Annotated in this window: 19 protein-coding genes, 1 tRNA gene and 1 pseudogene; 10 read left to right on the top strand and 11 right to left on the bottom strand. The window is 57.4% G+C overall.

Translation table 11 applies throughout. The features are described from left to right. Positions 1-176 precede the first annotated feature (176 nt). The 3 genes from FB556_RS13410 to fdhD all read right to left on the bottom strand — a co-directional run bounded on the left by FB556_RS13410 (position 177) and on the right by fdhD (position 2,947). Complete coding sequence (locus FB556_RS13410) at positions 177-749, bottom strand: PKD domain-containing protein (RefSeq protein ID WP_170200387.1); 573 nt, start codon at positions 747-749, stop codon at positions 177-179. A gap of 374 nt (positions 750-1,123) precedes the next feature. Further along, positions 1,124-1,783 carry a DUF6318 family protein gene (locus FB556_RS05645; RefSeq protein ID WP_141865671.1) on the bottom strand — a complete coding sequence of 220 codons (660 nt, stop codon included), beginning with the start codon at positions 1,781-1,783 and terminating at the stop codon, positions 1,124-1,126. A gap of 198 nt (positions 1,784-1,981) precedes the next feature. Beyond that, entirely contained in the window at positions 1,982-2,947 is a 966-nt protein-coding gene (fdhD, locus tag FB556_RS05640; RefSeq protein ID WP_141865669.1) for a formate dehydrogenase accessory sulfurtransferase FdhD, read from the bottom strand. Positions 2,948-3,004: 57 nt separating this feature from the next. Between fdhD and FB556_RS05635 the strand changes: the two genes are divergently transcribed. The 3 genes from FB556_RS05635 to FB556_RS05625 are packed head-to-tail and all read left to right on the top strand — an operon-like array spanning position 3,005 to position 5,486. Beyond that, on the top strand, positions 3,005-4,060 hold the full coding sequence (locus tag FB556_RS05635) for a HesA/MoeB/ThiF family protein (protein ID WP_141865667.1): 1,056 nt from the start codon (positions 3,005-3,007) through the stop codon (positions 4,058-4,060). Next, positions 4,057-5,259 carry a molybdopterin molybdotransferase MoeA gene (locus FB556_RS05630; protein ID WP_141865666.1) on the top strand — a complete coding sequence of 401 codons (1,203 nt, stop codon included), beginning with the start codon at positions 4,057-4,059 and terminating at the stop codon, positions 5,257-5,259. The genes FB556_RS05635 and FB556_RS05630 overlap by 4 nt, the downstream gene beginning before the upstream one ends. Next, positions 5,256-5,486 carry a MoaD/ThiS family protein gene (locus tag FB556_RS05625; RefSeq protein WP_141865664.1) on the top strand — a complete coding sequence of 77 codons (231 nt, stop codon included), beginning with the start codon at positions 5,256-5,258 and terminating at the stop codon, positions 5,484-5,486. Before FB556_RS05630 ends, FB556_RS05625 begins: the two co-directional genes overlap by 4 nt. Here FB556_RS05625 and FB556_RS05620 read toward each other — a convergent pair. Further along, positions 5,483-5,929 carry a molybdenum cofactor biosynthesis protein MoaE gene (locus FB556_RS05620; RefSeq protein ID WP_141865662.1) on the bottom strand — a complete coding sequence of 149 codons (447 nt, stop codon included), beginning with the start codon at positions 5,927-5,929 and terminating at the stop codon, positions 5,483-5,485. The two genes, FB556_RS05625 and FB556_RS05620, sit on opposite strands and share 4 nt — an antisense overlap. Positions 5,930-6,002: 73 nt before the next feature. Between FB556_RS05620 and FB556_RS13650 the strand changes: the two are divergent. Beyond that, positions 6,003-6,431 (top strand): annotated as a pseudogene (locus tag FB556_RS13650) (OsmC family protein); the annotation flags it as partial. A gap of 336 nt (positions 6,432-6,767) precedes the next feature. Next, complete coding sequence (locus tag FB556_RS13760; RefSeq protein ID WP_246057273.1) at positions 6,768-7,091, top strand: globin domain-containing protein; 324 nt, start codon at positions 6,768-6,770, stop codon at positions 7,089-7,091. Here FB556_RS13760 and FB556_RS05610 read toward each other — a convergent pair. After that, positions 7,088-7,759 (bottom strand): DUF8185 domain-containing protein, encoded by a 672-nt coding sequence (locus FB556_RS05610; protein WP_141865658.1) that lies wholly within the window; start codon positions 7,757-7,759, stop codon positions 7,088-7,090. The two genes, FB556_RS13760 and FB556_RS05610, sit on opposite strands and share 4 nt — an antisense overlap. A 101-nt stretch (positions 7,760-7,860) precedes the next feature. On the opposite strand from FB556_RS05610, the gene FB556_RS05605 reads away from it, so the two are divergent. Further along, the gene (locus FB556_RS05605; protein WP_141865656.1) at positions 7,861-8,751 is read left to right on the top strand and encodes an acyl-CoA thioesterase; all 891 of its coding nucleotides are present in this window, start codon (positions 7,861-7,863) and stop codon (positions 8,749-8,751) included. Between the two features lie 69 nt (positions 8,752-8,820). Further along, positions 8,821-10,179 carry an MFS transporter gene (locus FB556_RS05600; protein WP_141865654.1) on the top strand — a complete coding sequence of 453 codons (1,359 nt, stop codon included), beginning with the start codon at positions 8,821-8,823 and terminating at the stop codon, positions 10,177-10,179. An 83-nt stretch (positions 10,180-10,262) separates the two neighbouring features. On the opposite strand, the gene ettA is transcribed toward FB556_RS05600, so the two are convergent. Then, positions 10,263-11,945 (bottom strand): energy-dependent translational throttle protein EttA, encoded by a 1,683-nt coding sequence (ettA, locus tag FB556_RS05595; RefSeq protein ID WP_141865652.1) that lies wholly within the window; start codon positions 11,943-11,945, stop codon positions 10,263-10,265. A gap of 79 nt (positions 11,946-12,024) precedes the next feature. Beyond that, positions 12,025-12,474 (bottom strand): single-stranded DNA-binding protein, encoded by a 450-nt coding sequence (locus FB556_RS05590; RefSeq protein WP_141865650.1) that lies wholly within the window; start codon positions 12,472-12,474, stop codon positions 12,025-12,027. Between the two features lie 160 nt (positions 12,475-12,634). On the opposite strand from FB556_RS05590, the gene FB556_RS05585 reads away from it, so the two are divergent. Then, positions 12,635-12,708, top strand: a tRNA-Arg gene (locus tag FB556_RS05585). Positions 12,709-12,780: 72 nt separating this feature from the next. On the opposite strand, the gene FB556_RS05580 is transcribed toward FB556_RS05585, so the two are convergent. Together FB556_RS05580 and FB556_RS13860 are read right to left on the bottom strand one after the other, a co-directional pair. Beyond that, the gene (locus FB556_RS05580) at positions 12,781-13,290 is read right to left on the bottom strand and encodes an FAD-dependent oxidoreductase (protein WP_141865648.1); all 510 of its coding nucleotides are present in this window, start codon (positions 13,288-13,290) and stop codon (positions 12,781-12,783) included. Further along, the gene (locus tag FB556_RS13860; protein ID WP_379984994.1) at positions 13,271-13,345 is read right to left on the bottom strand and encodes a hypothetical protein; all 75 of its coding nucleotides are present in this window, start codon (positions 13,343-13,345) and stop codon (positions 13,271-13,273) included. Before FB556_RS13860 ends, FB556_RS05580 begins: the two co-directional genes overlap by 20 nt. A 273-nt stretch (positions 13,346-13,618) precedes the next feature. Here FB556_RS13860 and FB556_RS05570 point away from each other — a divergent pair, with 273 nt between their 5' ends. Next, positions 13,619-14,818: an IS110 family RNA-guided transposase gene (locus FB556_RS05570; RefSeq protein ID WP_141865646.1), complete on the top strand. Its 1,200-nt coding sequence runs from the start codon at positions 13,619-13,621 to the stop codon at positions 14,816-14,818. Between the two features lie 310 nt (positions 14,819-15,128). After that, complete coding sequence (locus FB556_RS05565) at positions 15,129-16,199, top strand: IS110 family RNA-guided transposase (protein ID WP_141865644.1); 1,071 nt, start codon at positions 15,129-15,131, stop codon at positions 16,197-16,199. Positions 16,200-16,461: 262 nt separating this feature from the next. Here the strand turns inward: FB556_RS05565 and FB556_RS05560 are convergent, their stop codons facing one another. Together FB556_RS05560 and FB556_RS05555 are read right to left on the bottom strand one after the other, a co-directional pair. Beyond that, positions 16,462-17,112, bottom strand: a complete 651-nt coding sequence (locus tag FB556_RS05560) for a GntR family transcriptional regulator (protein ID WP_141865642.1) — start codon at positions 17,110-17,112, stop codon at positions 16,462-16,464. Between the two features lie 90 nt (positions 17,113-17,202). Beyond that, positions 17,203-18,519 carry an MFS transporter gene (locus tag FB556_RS05555; RefSeq protein WP_141865640.1) on the bottom strand — a complete coding sequence of 439 codons (1,317 nt, stop codon included), beginning with the start codon at positions 18,517-18,519 and terminating at the stop codon, positions 17,203-17,205. Positions 18,520-18,551 lie beyond the last annotated feature (32 nt).

The following is an 18,551-nucleotide window of genomic DNA, read 5'->3' as shown; positions in this document are numbered from 1 at the left end:
TGTCTTAAGTTGCATTCCTGGAGCTCCGAACCTGTAAGGGACAAGTTCAACTACTGCTCTAGTGTGTGCAGATGAGACCCATGCTTGGCAACACCCAAATTTATCTCTATGAGCTAGCTCTTGTAAGTTGGGGCGTGTTCGTGATTGCGGGCGCACATCGCGATGGCTAGATCGCTCTAACAACCCCAGGCACTCGGGTTCTCTGAGCAGGTTTGGTCGACGTTGCGGGTCACTGCTCGCCAGATTTGGATCTCAACAGGCTCGGCTTGCTGTGTGACAGTGGAACTGACCGCTTGAGTCGGACCACCATCTACCTGGTAGGTTCCCTCAAAAACTGTCGTCAGCGTGACGGTATACCTACCGGGCTCTGTATATTGGTGGCTCGTCTCAGTCTCAACGTTAAATGCATCAACCGGACGACCAGGAGTTGTAGTCGTTAATGTGGCGCCATCACCGTAATCCCAGCGGTATTCGACGGGTGTAGCCACGATAGTCACTTGTTGCCCGAACATCGTCTCCGTGACGGTTTGCGCCTGATGATCGCTGGCATAGAAATTTGTATGCGCGTTCTTTAGACCAAATGGTCCCCGGTCCATCAAGATTTGCGGTGTAGTAGGAATAAGTTCCAAGAGGTCTGAAGCAGTGATAACGATCTCGATTGGTTCTGGAGCCGGTGCTGGTTGTGCCGCTGGTCGGGCCAGCGAAGCCTCTGTCTCTGGGATCCGACGGAGGTCGTCTAGTACAGACATATTGCAAAGGTAGCTGGATTGTACCGGCGTGAGGACGCCCCTGCCCCCTCTGAAACAAACAGTCGAACTTGTGGGCGCTTGAGTAGTAATCGGACCAGCATCCACCGAATATGTGCTGGGACTCGTATTTTGCTTAGTACTATGATGCGACGGTCGACTAGATTGTTGGCTTGATCGCGCTGAGTTCTGCCGCTGAGGGGGCCGGTTAGAGATACGAGAGTTCTGTTCGATTCGCACAAACATCGAATGTCCGTCACTCTCATCTTTGACATCGAAAGCAGCATTAGCAACAGCATTTGGGTCCCACGCGAAGATCAAGATGGAAAGAGTCGCAAAGCAGAGAAGCAACGAATTTAGAACGTGACGCATCGGGGCTAATCCTCCGAAAGATGGTCTTCTACGCCTATCCACTCAATTTTCCAACGTTCAGATGTTTCGTCAAAATTCAACTCAGCCCACCAGTCCGCTGTACTTTCGGTATCGAAACTGTCATCTTCGAGATGTCCGTCTATTTCATAGAAGTCCACTGCAGGTTCAGTCATAACGAAGCTGATACCCGCGATAGTCTCGCCCCGGTCGGCTTCAGTAGAGATATCAAGATCTTGGACTTCGAGAGCCATGTTGCCGTGCAATACTGCCCACGAGTCTTCCTCGTATACCCGCGTCCAGCCCGAGATTAGGTCGGAACAAAGATCGCACGATTCCGATGAAACAAGTCCTGCATAGGTGGTATCACCGGTTAATCGCCCATAGTCGATGGCTTCCCAAAAATACTTCAACGTAGCCTCGGCACCCGCCTCCGACTTCTCTGTCGCAGAGATAGGCAGTTGTGGTTCGGGAACGTTTTGTGCCGGGCCATCTGCAGATGCTGGGACGTATTCGGCAGTTTCGACCAGAGAAGCATCGGTGGTCTTTTCGAGTTCCGGGTTTTCTTCAGCAGTTTGAGAGCAACCGGCTAAAGAAAATGTGAGTGTAAATGCAGTAAATCCGCTCAGCAGCCATTGGGCAGCAGACTTCTTCGAGGATGACTTCATGAGTGATGCCTTTATCAGGTCGGAAAAGACTGTTCCCATAAAGTAACCGCATCGAAGCCCGATATCTAGCCCTCGTTATCGGATTCTGGAAAATTCAAGTAACTTACGCGAGCGGTGCATACGCTATCCACAATTCGGCTGAAGAGGGTTGTATCTACTGCAAGGACGCGCTAGCAATTTCGCGACGTCAACACGCGATTATTGGGCTGCTGCGATGTCGTCGGCACGTTCCTCAGGTGGCACGATCCGATCTTCACCGACGTAGATGACGCAACGGTGACCGCGCGTGAAGCCCACAAGCGTCATATCGGACTCGCGGGCCAGCTCGACTGCCAGCGAAGAAGGCGCTGAGACGGCCACCAGCATCGGCACGCCAGCCATCGCGGCTTTTTGGACAAGTTCAAAGCTGGCACGCGAGGAAGTGACCAGCACGTGCCGGTGTAGCGGTAGCAGGCCCTCCATCAGAGCCCAACCCAGAACCTTATCGACGGCATTATGCCGTCCGACGTCTTCACGGACGACAAGGATTTCCCCGGTATCAACGTCGTACAGTCCGGCACCGTGTAACCCACCGGTTTTGGCGAAGACTTTTTGATCTTCGCTGAGTCGGTCCGGTAGGCCCATGACGGTGTGCTCGTCCAGGGTGAAGTCGGAGCGCGCGTCGATCGGGTAGCAACCGTTTTGGTGAACATCGTCCAGCGACTGACGCCCACAGAGCCCGCATGAGGAATTCACCACCAGTTGGCGTTGTGCCGCAGTGGCAGGTGGTGGCACATGCGGGGCCAGGGTGATGTCCACGACGTTATCTGAGGTGTCGTCCAATGCTCCAGCAAAAGTCCCCAGGGTCAGTGGCATGGCCAGCTCAGCGGAAGCATCGACACCGGGCGTGAGTTGCCCGACGGGCCTCAGGCCTTTGGGACCTTGATCTTTTTGGCAGTAGCGCACGGCGGCGACGTCGTCTGCGGAGTTGATAATGCCCTCGGACAGGGCGAAACCCACGGCAAGCGAAAAGTCGTGGACCGGGGTGCGCATGGTGACCGCGAGGCGTTCACCGTTGACGCGAATTTCTAGCGGCTCTTCCACTGCCAGGGTGTCGGCGCGGTGCGTTCGGCCGCCGTCTTTAGTGACGCGAGCGACCCGGACTCGAGCTTGTGAAGAACGCATGTGTCTATCCTAACGTTTGCCGGTTACTTTGTGGCAGCACATTGTTAGGCTTGGAGCATGAACTTTGGGCCTGATTTTATTCGTGGCAGAACTGCCCGCCATCGTCGTCTGCCGGAAATTGGGGACGGCGGTGCCCAGAAGCTGGCCGGTGCGCGGGTGGCCGTGGTGGGTGCCGGTGGGCTGGGCTCAACCGTGATCCCGTATCTGGCGGCAGCCGGGGTGGGTCGGATCGATGTGTTTGATGATGACGTCGTGGAGCTGTCGAATCTCAACCGCCAGATTTTGCACTCGGTGGATCGGATTGGCCAGCCCAAGATCGACTCGGCGATTGCCGCCGGGCAGCGCATCGCCCCCGAGGTGGAGGTGGTTGGTCACCGTATACGCTTGACCGAGAACTTTGCCGACGTGGTGGGGCCGGTGCGACCGTATGTGGTCATTGACGGGTCTGACTCATTTGATACGCGCTTTGTTGTGGATGCCGGTGCTGCGGAACTGGGTGTGCCAGTGGTCTTTGGCGCACTGATGCAGTGGTCGGCGCAGGTCACCATTTTCGATGCCACCGGAACTTATGGGCCAGCGATCCGGCTGACGGATGTTTTCCCAGACACCCCAGCCGTTCGAGCGACTCCCGGGTGTGCTGAGATGGGTATTCTCGGTGCGGTGGCCGGGATGGTGGGCACGATGTTGGCAACCGAGGCAATCAAGCTGTTGCTGGGCGTGGGCAAACCGTTGCTGGGGCGGATGCTGGTCATTGACGCCCTGGATATGACAACCACGGAAATTCCGCTGGCACCAATTGAAGAACTCGAAACGGTACGAGTTGCTGCGGTGACCACCCAGGCGCTGGATGACACCACGACGGTGATCGATGTGCGCCGGGCCGATGAAGTGGCCGAGGCACCGGCACCGTTTGCGACCGTGCATGTGCCATTTGATCAGCTGGACAGTTTCACACCGGTGGCAGGGCAGCGTCTGGTGACACTGTGCCGGACCGGACCACGTTCAATTCGTGCCGCCCAACGCCTGACAAGCGCCGGGCACCAGGTGGTGGGGTATCTTGATGGTGGTGTCCAAGGTTTGAACACCACAGCGGCCGAAACGAGTTTGAAATGATCACCCAAGAAGCACACCTGTCGCGGATTTTGCACCTAGTCAGTCCGCTCCCCGTGACCGAGGTGCCGCTGGGCGACGCCCTGGGGCTCACGCTGGCCGCCAATGTGACCGCTAGTGTCGATTTGCCACCTTGGGATGCCGCTGCCATGGATGGATATGCGGTCTCGCTGACCGACTTCACGCCCGGCACGCTGCCGGTCACCAAAACCATTCCGGCCGGGCACCGCACACCCGAGTCCATCGGACCCGGTGAGGTAGCAGCGATTATGACCGGCGCGCCAGTCCCCGACGGCGCGGACACGATTGTCCCGCTAGAAGTCTTCCACGAACCCACCCAGGATCTGCCTGCAGACATTACGTTTGATCAGGTGCCCGAAGCCAACCGGCACATCCGACGCCGCGCCGAAGACACAACGGCAGGATCCCTAGTGGCGCCCGCCGGCACGTTTTTACGGCCCAACCACATCGGAGCGATTGCCGCGACCGGAACCGCCAGTGTCTACACCGCACGTCAGCCTAAAGTCGCGATCATCTCCACCGGCGATGAGCTGGTCTCCCCCGGTGCCCCACTGGGATACGGCCAGATCCCGGATTCCAATGCCCCGCTGGTGGCCGCCACGCTGGAAAGCCTCGGCGCCGAAGCAACCCACCAGGTGCGCGTCCGCGACTCAGCAGCCAGCCTGGAGCACACAATCGCCCAGGTCGAACACACGGTTGATGCGATCATCCTGACCGGCGGCGCCTCGGTTGGGGCACACGATATCTCCAACTACGTGCTCTCAGCCTGGCAGCACGACGACCCCGACCAGGCCATCCGGTTCGGGGACGTCAATATCCGCCCCGGCAAACCCCAGGGTTTCGGGCTGTCCCCGGCCGGCACCCCGGTCTGGTCTCTACCCGGCAACCCGGTTGCCGTGTTCGTCTCGCTGCATATCTTCGTCATCCCGGGCATCCGGAAAATGCAGCGCCAAACACCCCACCCGCGCATCCATCACGTAGTAACCACTCAGGAACTGCGCACCCCTAAAAACCTGCACTACTACATGCTGGCCACGGTCGATGACAACGATCGCGCCGTGCCACTACCGTCCAATTCTCATCTCGCCGTCAAAATGGGTCAGGCCACCGGTCTGTTGCACATCCCACCGGAGATTGACGGCGTGCCAGTTGAAGGAACAGTCGAGTACATAGCCCTATGATTACCGTTCGTCTTTTTGCCGCCGCTGCCGACGTCGTCGGCACCAAACAGCTCAACCTGGATGCCACGACCGTGGCCGAGATCGTCACGCAGCTCTCTGACGCCCAAACCACCGCCGATGTCATTTCGCGGTGTTCATTTCTCGTCGACGGCGCCCGAGCCACCGAAGAAACCACACTGGCACCCGGTGCGACCGTGGATGTGCTGCCGCCGTTTGCCGGGGGTTAAATCCCCACCCACTGGCTGCCCTCGGCGCCGAACTGCAGCTTCCAGATCGGCACGCGGGCTTTGATTTCTTCCACGACGTCGCTGCACACGGCGAAGGCTTCTTGACGGTGGGCGGCAGATACGGCGACCACCAGGGCCGTGTCCCCGACGTGCAGGGTCCCAATCCGGTGCGCGGCGACCACGCGGACCGGTAGCGGACCGTGATCCAGTTCGTTATGCATCTCGGTATTGGCTTCTGCGATGATCTCGCGTAAAAACTTCGTGGCATCCGGGTGGGCCGTATACTCCAGCCCGGTCACCTGACCGGCGGCTTCTGGATCGTGATCGCGCACCACGCCTTCAAACACGACGACGGCGCCGGCGTCTGCGGCACTCACCGCATCCCGGAGCGCGGTGGTATCTAGCGTGGTGTCGGTGACTTCGGAGAGTTCAACCAAATTCATGCCCCTAGTCTAGGTGTTCGCCGCCTGGTGCAATGCCCAACCGCGCCGCGGTGGCTGAACTAGACTGGGGCTTGTGCAACACGAGTTTTCTTTACGCGCCGAATGGAACACCGACACGACCCGACCGCACCCGAACCGCGGGTTTAGTCGTGATGTGGTGATCCAAGCCGATGGTCCCGGTGAACTGCGGGGCTCAGCCGCCAAACCGTTCCACGGAGACGCCTCACGGTGGAACCCCGAAGAGCTGCTGCTGGCCGCACTAGTCGAGTGCCACATCCTGTCGTATCTCTACGTGGCTGGTCAGGCCGAGATCGAAGTCGAAAAAGTCACGGTCCGCGGTGAACTGACGCTTCAGGCCGGGGCCGAAGACGGACAAGTCACAGCAGCGAGACTATACCCAGAAGTTTGGGTGGCCGATGCAATGCTGTTACCGCGGGCTCGTGAACTGCATGATGAAGCGCACCGGCAGTGTTTCATTGCCCGCAGCGTGAATTTCCCGATCACCATTGAGATCCCGAACCAGCACCAGATGCCGGAACTACCGAAGTTCTCCTCGCGCCTGGGCGCCCCGATTGCCGTGTTGAAACCGCGCAACGCGAAGAAACCCTCGCAGGTCACCGGCAATGACGACGCCCGGTTGGCCGCGATCCGGGCCGAACGCGAAGCCGAACAACAACGCCGCGACATTGTTACCGCCCAGTCTGCCGATGAACCCGAAGTTCCCAACGCGACCCCGGCACAGTCCCAGGCTGCTGCCCGTACTGCGCAGCGGACCAATGCGCCCGCGGAACAGACATCGTTTTATGATCAGGTCGGTGGCGAGCCGACCTTCCGGAAGCTGACCGCAGCGTTTTACCAACAGGTCGCCGAGGACGAAGACTTTCGGGCCATGTATCCCGAAGAAGACCTGGGCCCGGCTGAAGACCGTCTACGCCTGTTTTTGATCCAGTACTGGGGCGGACCCACCGATTATTCCCAGCAGCGCGGTCACCCGCGCCTGCGTGCCCGGCACATGCCCTTCCACATTGATGCCCAAGCTCGGGACACTTGGTTGCGATTCATGCGCAATGCGATGGACACCTTAGAGTTATCCCCGCTGCACGATGACACAATGTGGGATTATTTCCAGCGCGCCGCACGCGCGATGCAAAACCAGCTCTAAAGCGCCACCGCCCGGCGGGCCAAGATATGCCCTCCGGTGCTGGTCAAGCGCACCCAGTTGCCTGCCCTTGAGACGGTCGTCTCACCGCGCGGCAACAGAAACCCTAAACTGTGAGCTCCCAGCGTCGCACCGGCTGGGAATTCCACGTGCGACGGATCGCCAATCTGCTCACCCCAGACCGCCGAGCGCACCTGCGCTAACAACGGGGCGCCAGGGTTGTCGGGCAGACCCTCCGAGACTTTGGAGATGCCGTCCCGAGCGATCTTGCGAATATCGGCATCCTCAACCACGGCGGCTGTCGTCCACCCGGAGCGCGGAGCATTCATCGCCGTCCAGGATACCGCGATCTCCCGTGGCGGCAACGGAAACGCCGTCGAGTTTTCCGAGATCATCCGGTGGCTTCGGTCGGTGATCGCGTCCATTTCGAAGACTGAGTCCAATTCGAACCGGGGCTGCCCAGCGAAATCTAGAGCGAAGGTCCGCAGCCCGATGACAATCGGTACGCCGTCGCCCAGTCCTGCCGGGTGCATGACCGACACGGACGCAGCCAGTACCTGACCACTGACCACAAAGCGCACGCCAGTGGTATCCAGGGTTTTTGCCCGGGTCACAAAGCTTTGTAAATCTTTGACAGAGTTCAGCGAGGCGAAGGGCACAACGTATTCCATGCACCCAATTATGCCCAGCGTCTCGACGGGGTCGCTAAGGTCTGCCCGCAATTGAGCTGACAGCACTAGAGTATGAACAAAACCCCCTCTGAAAGGCGCACATGGCAAATACCCCATACCCGGATGACCCCACCGACATTCTGCGTGATGTGCTAAAACTCGAGCGCATCGACGACACCCAACACACCAGCACTTTCCGTGGACACACGCCACCCCAAACCGGTGGCCGGGTGTTCGGTGGTCAGGTCTTAGCCCAATCGTTGGTGGCTGCCAGCCACTCGGTCGATGCAGACCGGTTCTTGCACTCAATGCACTGCTATTTCATTCGGCCCGGCGATGCGACCCAGCCATTACACATCACCGTGGATCACAACCGCGACGGCAGATCCTTTTCGGTGCGCCACGTGGAAGTCACCCAGCACGACAAAGTGATCTTGTCGCTGACCTGTTCCTTCCAGACCGAATCCGGAGGCGTTGAACACCAGGCGCCAATGCCCGAAGGCATCCCCCACCCCGACGGACTGCCACCGATCTCGGCGCTGGTGGGCATGATCGATGACCCGGCTGCCCAAGAACTGGCCTATAACCGGCCCTTTGACATCCGGTATGCGTATGAACCGATGTTCCTACGTCCGGCATCCGAGCAGGTCAACCGCAATATTGTATGGATGAAAACCTTCACTCCGGTTAACTTCTCCCCCAACGTAGCGGCCGCTGGCCTGGCCTATGCTTCGGACTACACCATGTTGGAATCGATTTTCCGCACCCACGGACTCACCTGGGTACAACCCGATAAATCTATTGCTTCCTTGGATCATGCCATGTGGTTCCACCGACCGTTCAACCTCAATGACTGGCTGCTGTTCGTCCAGGAGTCCCCGTCCGCGCAATCCTCCCGAGGGCTCAGCATCGGCTATATCTACACCATCGACGGCGACTTGGTGGCCACCGTCGCTCAGGAGGGCATGATTCGATTGCCACAATACGACTAACCAGTACGCCGGCCTGCAGGTCACCCCGTGTTTACTTCAATGCCACCCCACTATGGTTAGGATGCGAACATGTCTGAAGCGCTCACCACCTCACGCTCCTCACACCCGCCACAGACCAAACGCTCGCATATAGCCACCTGGGCGCTGTGGGACTGGGGTTCGGCCGCTTTCAACGCGGTCATGATCACCTTCGTGTTCGGAACCTATCTGGCATCCGAAGGCTTCGGCGCGGATGACCGCGGCACCTCCTGGTTAGCCGCGGGTAATGCGATCGCCGGGGCCATCATCGCCCTGACCGCACCGGTTATTGGCCGACGTGCTGACAACGACGGGCGCCGGACTCTGTGGCTTGGAGTCAACACCGGGCTGGTTATTGTGACTATGGCCGCGTGTTTCTTCGTTCAACCCCAAGAGTCGTATTTACTGCTGGGCGTGATCCTGCTCTCGGTCGGCAACGTGTTCTTCGAATTCGCCGGTGTTCAGTACAACGCAATGCTGGTCAATATTGCCAACCAGTCCACGATCGGCCGGATCTCCGGCCTTGGGTGGGGTGCGGGGTATCTCGGCGGGATCTTTTTGCTGTTACTGGTCTATGTCGGGTTCATCAGTGGTGACACCCACTGGTTCGGCATCACCAACGACGACGCCCTCAATATACGTTTCGTGGCGGTCTTTGCTGCCCTGTGGTTCCTGGTGTTCGCACTGCCAGTACTCATCGTGATGCGGAATCGTAATCGCGCTCAAGGGTGTCAACGCTCCCCACGCGTATCGATTCTGCAGTCCTATCGCCAGCTCATTGCGACGATCGTGGAACTATGGAAGCACCGACGGAACACCTTTTGGTTCTTTGTCGCCTCAGCGATCTTCCGCGACGGGGTGGGCGCGGTCTTCGCCTACGGAGCGATCCTGGGCACGACCGTCTACGGTGTGGACCCCGGGCAGATTTTATTCTTTGGGATTGCCGCCAATGTCGTGGCTGCTGCCGGTGCTTTTATCGGTGGGCTCTTCGATGACCGTTTTGGTCCCAAACGCATTATTGTGGTTTCGCTGCTGGGTCTGATTGTTTCTGCGGTCATTATCTTCGTGCAGAACGGTACCCTGGCGTTTTGGATTTGGGGGCTCTTCTTATGCTTCTTCGTAGGCCCCGTGCAGTCTTCATCTCGCGCATTTTTAGGCCGGTTGACTACGGCACAAACCGCCGGGGAAATGTATGGCCTGTATGCCACGACTGGACGGTCGGTATCGTTTCTGACACCAACACTGATCGCCATATTTGTGGGCATGGCCGGTGAATCTCGCATGATGGTGCCTGCGATCATTATCGTCCTGGCAGCCGGGCTGTTGATGCTGTGGTTCGTCAAAGATCCTCAGACTTCGGACGACGAGCCAGTGTTGACCGACGTCACGGAACCACCGGCCCCTGAATAACTCCCAAGTCTTTTTAAAAAACGGGACCAAAAACTCCTGCCCTGCACATCACGCGGTGGGCAGGGCAGGAGCTCTTGATGAGATTAGTTACGTGTCAGACGACGGTGCGTGGCGCGTGCTTCGCGGATGGCATCCGGGCCGAGACGTTCCAGCTTGTTGGCTTCGTAAGATTCGAAGTTTCCTTCGAACCAGTACCAGTTGGCTGGGTTTTCTTCGGTGCCTTCCCATGCGAGCATGTGGGTGGCCACACGGTCAAGGAACCAGCGGTCGTGCGAGATGACCACGGCACAGCCAGGGAATTCCAGCAGCGCGTTTTCTAACGAGGTCAGTGTCTCAACGTCCAAGTCGTTGGTGGGTTCGTCAAGTAGCAGCAAGTTGCCGCCCTCTTTGAGGGTCAGTGCCAGGTTCAGGCGGTTGCGTTCACCACCGGAGAGTACACCTGCTTTCTTCTGCTGATCCGGGCCCTTGAACCCAAAGGCGGAGACATACGCACGCGATGGCATCTCGACGTTGCCAACCTGGATGTAGTCCAGCCCGTCCGAGACCACTTCCCACAGAGATTTCTCTGGATCGATATTCGTACGGTTCTGGTCAACATAGGAAATCTTGACCGATTCACCGATCTTTAGATCGCCAGAGTCGATGTCTTCGAGGCCAACCAGGGTTTTGAACAGGGTGGTTTTTCCGACACCATTTGGACCGATGATGCCCACAATGCCATTTGGTGGCAACGAGAAGCTCAGATCTTCGATCAGGGTTCGGCCGTCAAAGCCCTTGGAAATGTTGTCGGCTTCAATGACTTGGCTACCCAAGCGCGGCCCGGGTGGAATCTGAATTTCTTCGAAGTCCAGCACACGAGTCTTCTCGGCTTCGGCCGCCATTTCTTCGTAGCGTTCCAGACGAGCTTTCTGTTTGGCCTGGCGACCCTTCGCGTTCGTGCGAACCCAGTCGAGTTCTTCCTGCAGGCGGCGAGCAAGTTTCGCATCCTTCTTACCTTGCACAGCCAGGCGGTCGCGTTTCTGTTCGAGATACGTGGTGTAGTTGCCTTCGTATGGGTACAGGCGGCCGCGATCGACTTCGGCAATCCATCCAGCCACATGGTCCAGGAAGTACCGGTCGTGAGTAATCGCAATGACAGCGCCTGGGTAGTTCGCCAGGTGGCCTTCAAGCCATGCGACTGACTCAGCATCTAGGTGGTTCGTCGGCTCATCGAGCAACAGTAGGTCTGGTTTTTCTAGCAGCAGTTTCACCAGCGCAACGCGACGGCGTTCACCACCGGATAGGTGGGTGACCGGTTCGTCACCGGGTGGCAACTGGAGGGCCTCCATGGCCTGGCCGATTTGAGAGTCAATGTCCCATCCGTCGGCAGCGTCGATAGCTTCTTGCAGCTTCCCCATCTCATCCATGAGGGATTCAAAGTCTGCATCTGGTTCGGCCATTTCGGCTGAGATCTGGTTGAAACGCTGCAGCTGTTGGTACACCTCACCAACACCTTCCTGCACGTTTTCTAATACGGTTTTGTCTTCCGTCAGCGGTGGCTCCTGCAGTAGGATGCCAACCGAGTAGCCCGGGGACAACCAGGCTTCGCCATTCGAGGGCTCATCCAGGCCCGCCATGATTTTCAAGATGGTGGATTTACCGGCACCGTTGGGTCCGACCATACCGATCTTGGCGCCGGGGAAAAAGGACATAGTTACGTCGTCGAGAATGACCTTATCGCCCACTTTCTTGCGAGCTTTGATCATTTGGTAAATAAATTCGGCCATAGGCTCTACAGTAGTCGGTTGCCGCGACAGAACGTAATTCTTCACGCTGCGCGACAACCGATCTACTTTGTAGCGAACATTAGGCCGACAGTGCCTCGGGTTCTTCCCACCCGTGATCAATCAGCGGCCCATCATTCGAGTGCTCTTCGACGATGGTGGGCTTAGATTTAGTGAAGCGCGTGAAATCAGTAAAACCAAGCAGCAGATCGTGCCCAGCGGTTTCCGCATTGATTTCTGGGGTCGTGCCCTTTTTAGTCTCGTCTTTAGAAGTCCACTGTTTGATGGTCAGCTTGCCGGAGACGATTACCGGATCCCCAACCGAAAACGACCGGAAGATGTTTTCGGCAAGCCGGCGGAATGCGGACACCGTATACCAGGAGGTGGTGCCGTCTTCCCATTCTTGGGTTTGTCGGTTGAAGTAGCGCTCAGTGGCGGCCAGTCGAAATTCTGCGATCACCGTTCCATCGTCGGTGACGAATCGGCGCGGTGCGGTGGCCACGTTACCTCGAACAGTCAATTGGGTTTTCATGTTCCAGTCCTTTCACTCAACAGTTATCCGAATCAGGGTTCGAATATGTGTTCAGTCAAGACGATCACCCCGCTGGCAATGTTTGAGGAAGACTAAACTGTGGATAACACGGATAGCAAGTTCGAATTGTGGACAACATTTTGGGTAGACTATCCCCGTTGCCTCAGTAGCTCAGCTGGATAGAGCAACGGCCTTCTAATCCGTAGGTCGGGGGTTCGAGTCCCTCCTGGGGCGCAACATACCGGCATCTGACAGGGTCGAAACCTTCGGATGCCGGTTACATTTAAAGCACAACCTGCTGTTCTTTTACACGCTCTTCCGTGTGGCTGCGAGTGCGGCTTCGGCGTCACCAAAGATTAGACCGTTATTGATCGTGACGGCCACTCGCGCCCCATGGGAAATACATTCGCTGAGTTGTAAATCCGGGTCCATGACGTTGCCGGTGCCCCAAACGCCGGGCACGTTGGTGTGGCCGGTGTCGTCGGCCCGCAAGAAGGTGCCTTGTGGGTTGGTTTCTGTTTCCAGTCCAAGCGCTTCGAGACCGTCGAGGTTTGCCCGCATGCCACTGGAAACCCCGACCGCCTCAACCGGCACGGTTCGACCGTCTGCTAGGCGCAACCCGGAGATTGCATCTTCCGTGACCTCGACTGCGGATACCTGTTCGTCAATCAGTGGGATGCCAACCGCAGCAAGCGTATCCAGCGCTTCCTGGTCAAATTCCACACCGTCGATGTCGGGGAGCACGTCTCGAACGCCGGTGGCAATGATCAGCTGACCGGCCCGAAGCTCGTCGCCATCATCGAGCGGCCGGGGCATTGCGTGGTTGTCCGGCGTCGATAACAGTGACCGTTCGACGTGCTCGGGCTAACACCAGGGCGGCGCTGAGTCCGGCCGCCCCGTTACCTTTTAGGTGTCACTGTTTTCCGGCAGGATATGCAGTGTAGGAAGCCGGCTGGTTCCGGCATGATGTTTGCCCCCAGTTGACCATAATCCGGGGGGTGTTGTCACCGGAACCGGTCTGGTTCGTTCGGATCGCTAATAGAAGCACGCTCTTGGAACTTGCGGGCCGTTGTAACGTGGTTGTGAGCGGACGGGCCATCGGTGACCTGGTCTTTTTACTGGAACGAGTCAAAGAAGGTACCCGATGGAACCTCAAGTGTTTCTTGGCATCGACGTCGGCAAGTCCGACCATCATGCCACCGCTGTCAACCACGATGGCAAGGTCGTATATGACAAGCCGTTGCCGCAATCTGAACCAAAGATTCAGGAGCTGTTGAAAGATCTTGCGACCAAATACGGCGAGTTATTGGTTGTGGTAGATCAGCCCAAAACCATCGGCGCGTTAGTGATCGCGGTTGCCCAACAACTCGGGATCCAAGTCGCCTACCTACCAGGGTTGACGATGCGCCGGGTGGCCGATTTACATCCGGGCCAGGCTAAAACAGATGCCCGAGATGCCTACATCATCGCCGAAACAGCGCGCACCATGCCCCACACATTGCGCGGGATCACGATCGCTGAAGAACAGATTGCCGAACTATCGATGCTGTGTGGTTTTGATGACGATCTTGCCGCGCAACTGACTCAAGTCCGCAACCGGCTGCGAGGATTATTGACCCAGATTCACCCCACGCTGGAACGGGTGCTTGGGCCCAGGCTGGCCCACCCGGCCGTGGTGGATGTGCTGGGTAGGTATCCAACTCCGGCCGCTTTGCAGCGCGCCGGGCGAGGACATGTCAGAACCCGGTTAAAGAAATTAGCGCCCCGAATGGCGGCGCGACTCACCGACGAGATCTTTGCCGCGCTAGCTGAACAAACCACCGTGGTGACTGGCACGAACGCTGCTGAACACATCGTCGGGCGGTTGGCGGCTCAACTTCAACAGCTGACCCAGCAACGGGCCGATATCGAAACTGAGATCTTGAAAGTCGTTGATGCGCACCCTCTTACCGAAGTCCTGACCTCCATGCCAGGCATCGGGGTCAGGACAGCCGCACGCATTCTCACTGAAGTGGTGGGCAAAGACTTCAAATCCGCAGCACACCTAGCTTCATATGCTGGCATCGCACCCGTGACCCGCCAATCCGGCACCTCCATCCGTGGAGAATCCCCATCTCGGCGCGGCAACAAAGTCCTCAAACGAGTGCTGTTCTTATCTGCCTTTGCTTCGATTAAAGGCGACCCCGCCTCGCGGGCCTACTACGACAAAAAACGCGCCGAAGGCAAACGCCACAACCAAGCCGTCATCGCCCTCGCCCGACGCCGATCCGACGTCCTGTTCGCCATGCTCAGAGACGGCACGTTCTACGAATCTCGCCCAGCACAACTTGTTCCAGCAGCTTGACGAAAACGTGTAAAGCTGAAAGTGGCTAGTCCGGGACTGGCTGGCCGGGTAGGTTGATTGGCACACTGGCGTTGTCGTGACTCATGACAAAACTGACCTCCGTGATGGGGTGTCTTGCCTATGAATTGTCCGATGACAACGGTGGGCCGACACCGCCCGGTCCACCTTGGTGGCCTGATAGAAGCATGTCCAACATTGAGCGTTGTGACCCGTTACAGTTTTGCCCCGAAGTGATTCCTGTCCGGGCTCGGTGTCAGCCGATAGCGACCGAAACACGGTCCGCGAACAGATCCGAAGGGAAACAATCGCTATGTCCACTATCGTTTCACACCAGTATGCATATGTCATCGGAGTCGACACCCACGCTGCAACACACACCTATGCTGTGGTCACCAACAGTGGCGTTCATGTCGATACCCAAACGTTTCCGACCACAAAACCTGGGCTGCGACGGGCTCTGTCATGGGCCGGGCGACGGACCGACGGAGACCTGGATAGTCTGTGGGTCATCGAGGGCATCGGCAGCTACGGGGCTGAGCTGGCCAAAGCAGTCGATACGGCAGGCTACGAAGTCGTCGAGGCGCCTCGTATGAGCAACAAAACCCGCCGAGGTATTGGTAAAACTGATCCCATTGATGCGTTCCGTATTGCCAGCGCAGTCTTGCCATTGGCCACTGACCGGCTACGCAAACCACGAGGTCACGACGACATTCAGAGTGCACTGCAGATTTTGTTGACCGCCAGAGACGAATTAGCACGCGAACGCACCAGAGCCATCAACGCCCTAACTGCGTTACTGCGGACCATTGATTTAGGCATCGATGCACGGCGTGCACTCGGGATGAAAATCATCAGCCAGATCGCATCCTGGCGTAGCAGAAAAGAACCCATCAGCTTAGCTATCGCACGCAGCGAGGCTATTCGTTTAGCGCAACGCGTCCGACAAGCCCACACTGAGATTCTCCAGAATGACAAACAGCTGTCGAACCTGATTGCACAAAGTCCCGCTGCTGACCTCACCAACGAAACTGGTATCGGACCAGTCACAGCAGCCACGATGCTCGTGGCGTGGGCTTATCCCGGAAGGCTCCGCAACGAGGCAGCATTTGCCGCTCTAGCTGGTGCAAGCCCACTGCCAGCTTCCTCAGGTAACACGGTGCGATACCGGCTCAACCGAGGCGGTGACCGCCAACTCAACCGAGCCCTCAACGTGATCGCGATGCACCGAACAATCCATGATCCCGAAACCCAAGCTTATGTCGAAAAACGACGCATCGAAGGCAAAACTGACCGAGAGATACGTAGATGCTTGAAACGCTATCTGGCCCGTCGAGTTTACCGGCACCTCAATCAAGCCGCTCACTCAGCAAAAAGGTATTGACATCTATAGAAGCTTCATAGAAGCACCCTCCGATGATCACGACGTCACGATTGCAGTGTGGATTCTGAATATTTTGCATAGTTTTAGGATGCAGGTTGAAGCTCATTGTGACAATGCTTCTTCCATGCTGAAAGCAATGCATGACACAATTGTGGCCAGACGCTTTGAAGGCTGAACGGTAACTGCCTTCGCCGTGCTGGACCCGCACCCTGCCACCCTGCAGTGGTCCAGGCCTGACTCGTAGAGATTTAGTGGGTTGACATTAAAGCGCTTCTAAGACCGCTTTTTCAAAGTTCGTGACGTGACTGATGGCCAACTGTTCGGCTTCCCCTGGTTTCTGTTGAATGACGGCCTGAAGCATTTCAAGATGTTCATCAACGTGCGGTCTCATGACCTGTAAGCGCGGCAGCACATAGTTCCACATGCGTTGAGACAGGGTGAAGTACTGCTTGAGAGTGGATTCGATATACCGGTTATCCATGGCACGGTAGATCGCTTCGTGCATCCGTGCATCGATATCCAACAGCCGTTCGGCATCTGCGTCTTCGATAGTTTGGAGTTCTTCGTAGGCCTCGACGAGATCCTTCCGGAAGATGTCCGACGTAGATTGGGCAGCGCGAGCGGCCGCATAGCCTTCCAGTACACGGCGGGCTTCGGAGATTTGCCGGAGATCGCGCACCGTTACTTCGGGAACGAATGTGCCGCGGTGCGGGTAAATGTCCAGGAGTCCTTCGGCGCGTAACCGCCGCATGGCTTCGCGCAGTGGAGTGCGTCCGATACCCAGGCGCTCAATCATGCGTTCTTCGTCAATGAGTTGCCCGGGGGCGAGTTCGGCCGAGATAATCAGGTCGCGCAATTGATCGTAAGCTCGTTCTGCGAGGGTCCGATGGACCGGCGGGCGCGCTTCCCCCATATTGCGTGACTCCTGATCTGTTTTTGGACAAAGCAAAATGTGCTGAGCCTTAGTCTAAACGGCCCAGCACATCTTGAAAGCTTGAGTAGTTTATGTCAGCGAGGTTTCTTTCGTTTCAGGAGCCCAGGCTATCGACGCCACTAATCCAATGATTGGGAAGATCGCCATGATCAACATGGTGACTGAGCCTCCGAATTGAGCCATCAGCCAGGGCAGCATGTACGTCACAGCAGCAGCCGAGACTCTCGAGAAGGCCGCCGAGAATCCGATGCCTGTCCCGCGTACCCGTGTGTCAAAGATTTCACTGGGATACACGTATTGGATGTTGTTAGCCGCCGGAGCCATAAAGAGGTAGAGCCCGAACAGGAAGATGACCCATTGGCTGGTGCCAGGCAGTACGCCCAGCGCAATCAACGTCAAAGCAATAATCGCAAACGTCAGGATGACGAAGCCTCGACGACTCAGCCAGTGCAACAGCAACAGCCCAAAGCCTGCGCCAGCTAATTGGATCAAGTTGAGCACGACTTCGGTTCCTGTGGTCTGCTCAATGCCGAGACTGTCGAACACCGGTGTGAGGAACGTGAAAATCGCAAAGAACGGCCCAACCTGGCAGAACCAGAACAAGCCGGAGTACACACTACTGCGCCAGGTATCGCGGGTAAAGATTTCTCTCAGCGAAGGTTGACGCTCGTCGAGAACGACTTCTGGAATGTAGTAGCCCTCGCCATAGTGTTTGCGCACTACGGCTTCAGATTCTTCGACACGGCCCTTGGCCTTGAGCCACATGGGCGTCTCGGGCAGACGCGTCCGTAGGACGAAGACGATGAACGCCGGGACAGCACTTGTTGCAAGCAGCAGGCGCCAGCTGTCGCCCGTCCAGACAACGCCCACGAGGAATGCGCACACAAAGCCAATCATCCAGAAGACTGCGAAGTTGCCTAGGATAACGCCGCGGCCTTTGCGCTGGGAAAACTCTGCCAAGACCGCAGTACCGACCGCGTATTCAACACCGATTGCCAGGCCAAGGGCCAGGCGGATCAATACGAGATCCCATACACCAACTGTTACAAGCTGCAGCAGTGACAGGGCAACGAAGGCCAGAAGGTTCCAAAAGAAGACCGGTCGTCGACCAAATCGGTCGGCCAGGGACCCAAAGATGAGCCCGCCGATGAATACCCCGATTAAGGCACTGGAAGCAATCAGGCCCTGTGCGAGTGGACCAAGCTGGAGTTCGGGCTGACCCAGCACGAGACCTGGACCAATAATGCCGAGGATATAACCGTCGACAAATGCTCCACCCAGTACACAGACGGTGGCGAGCAGATGAATAGGTTTGAAACTAGCTTCGTCGAGCGGAGTGAGTTTGCTGACCTGTGGCGAAGTCGTACTAGCAGTTGCGTTGTTCATTACTACCTGCGTTTCAGTGACGGGAGAATCCA

The organism is Enteractinococcus coprophilus, from assembly GCF_006716305.1.
Classification (GTDB): Bacteria; Actinomycetota; Actinomycetes; order Actinomycetales; family Micrococcaceae; genus Yaniella; species Yaniella coprophila.
The sequence above is the reverse complement of the archived record's forward strand: the minus strand, read 5'-3'. Positions and strand labels throughout refer to the sequence as shown.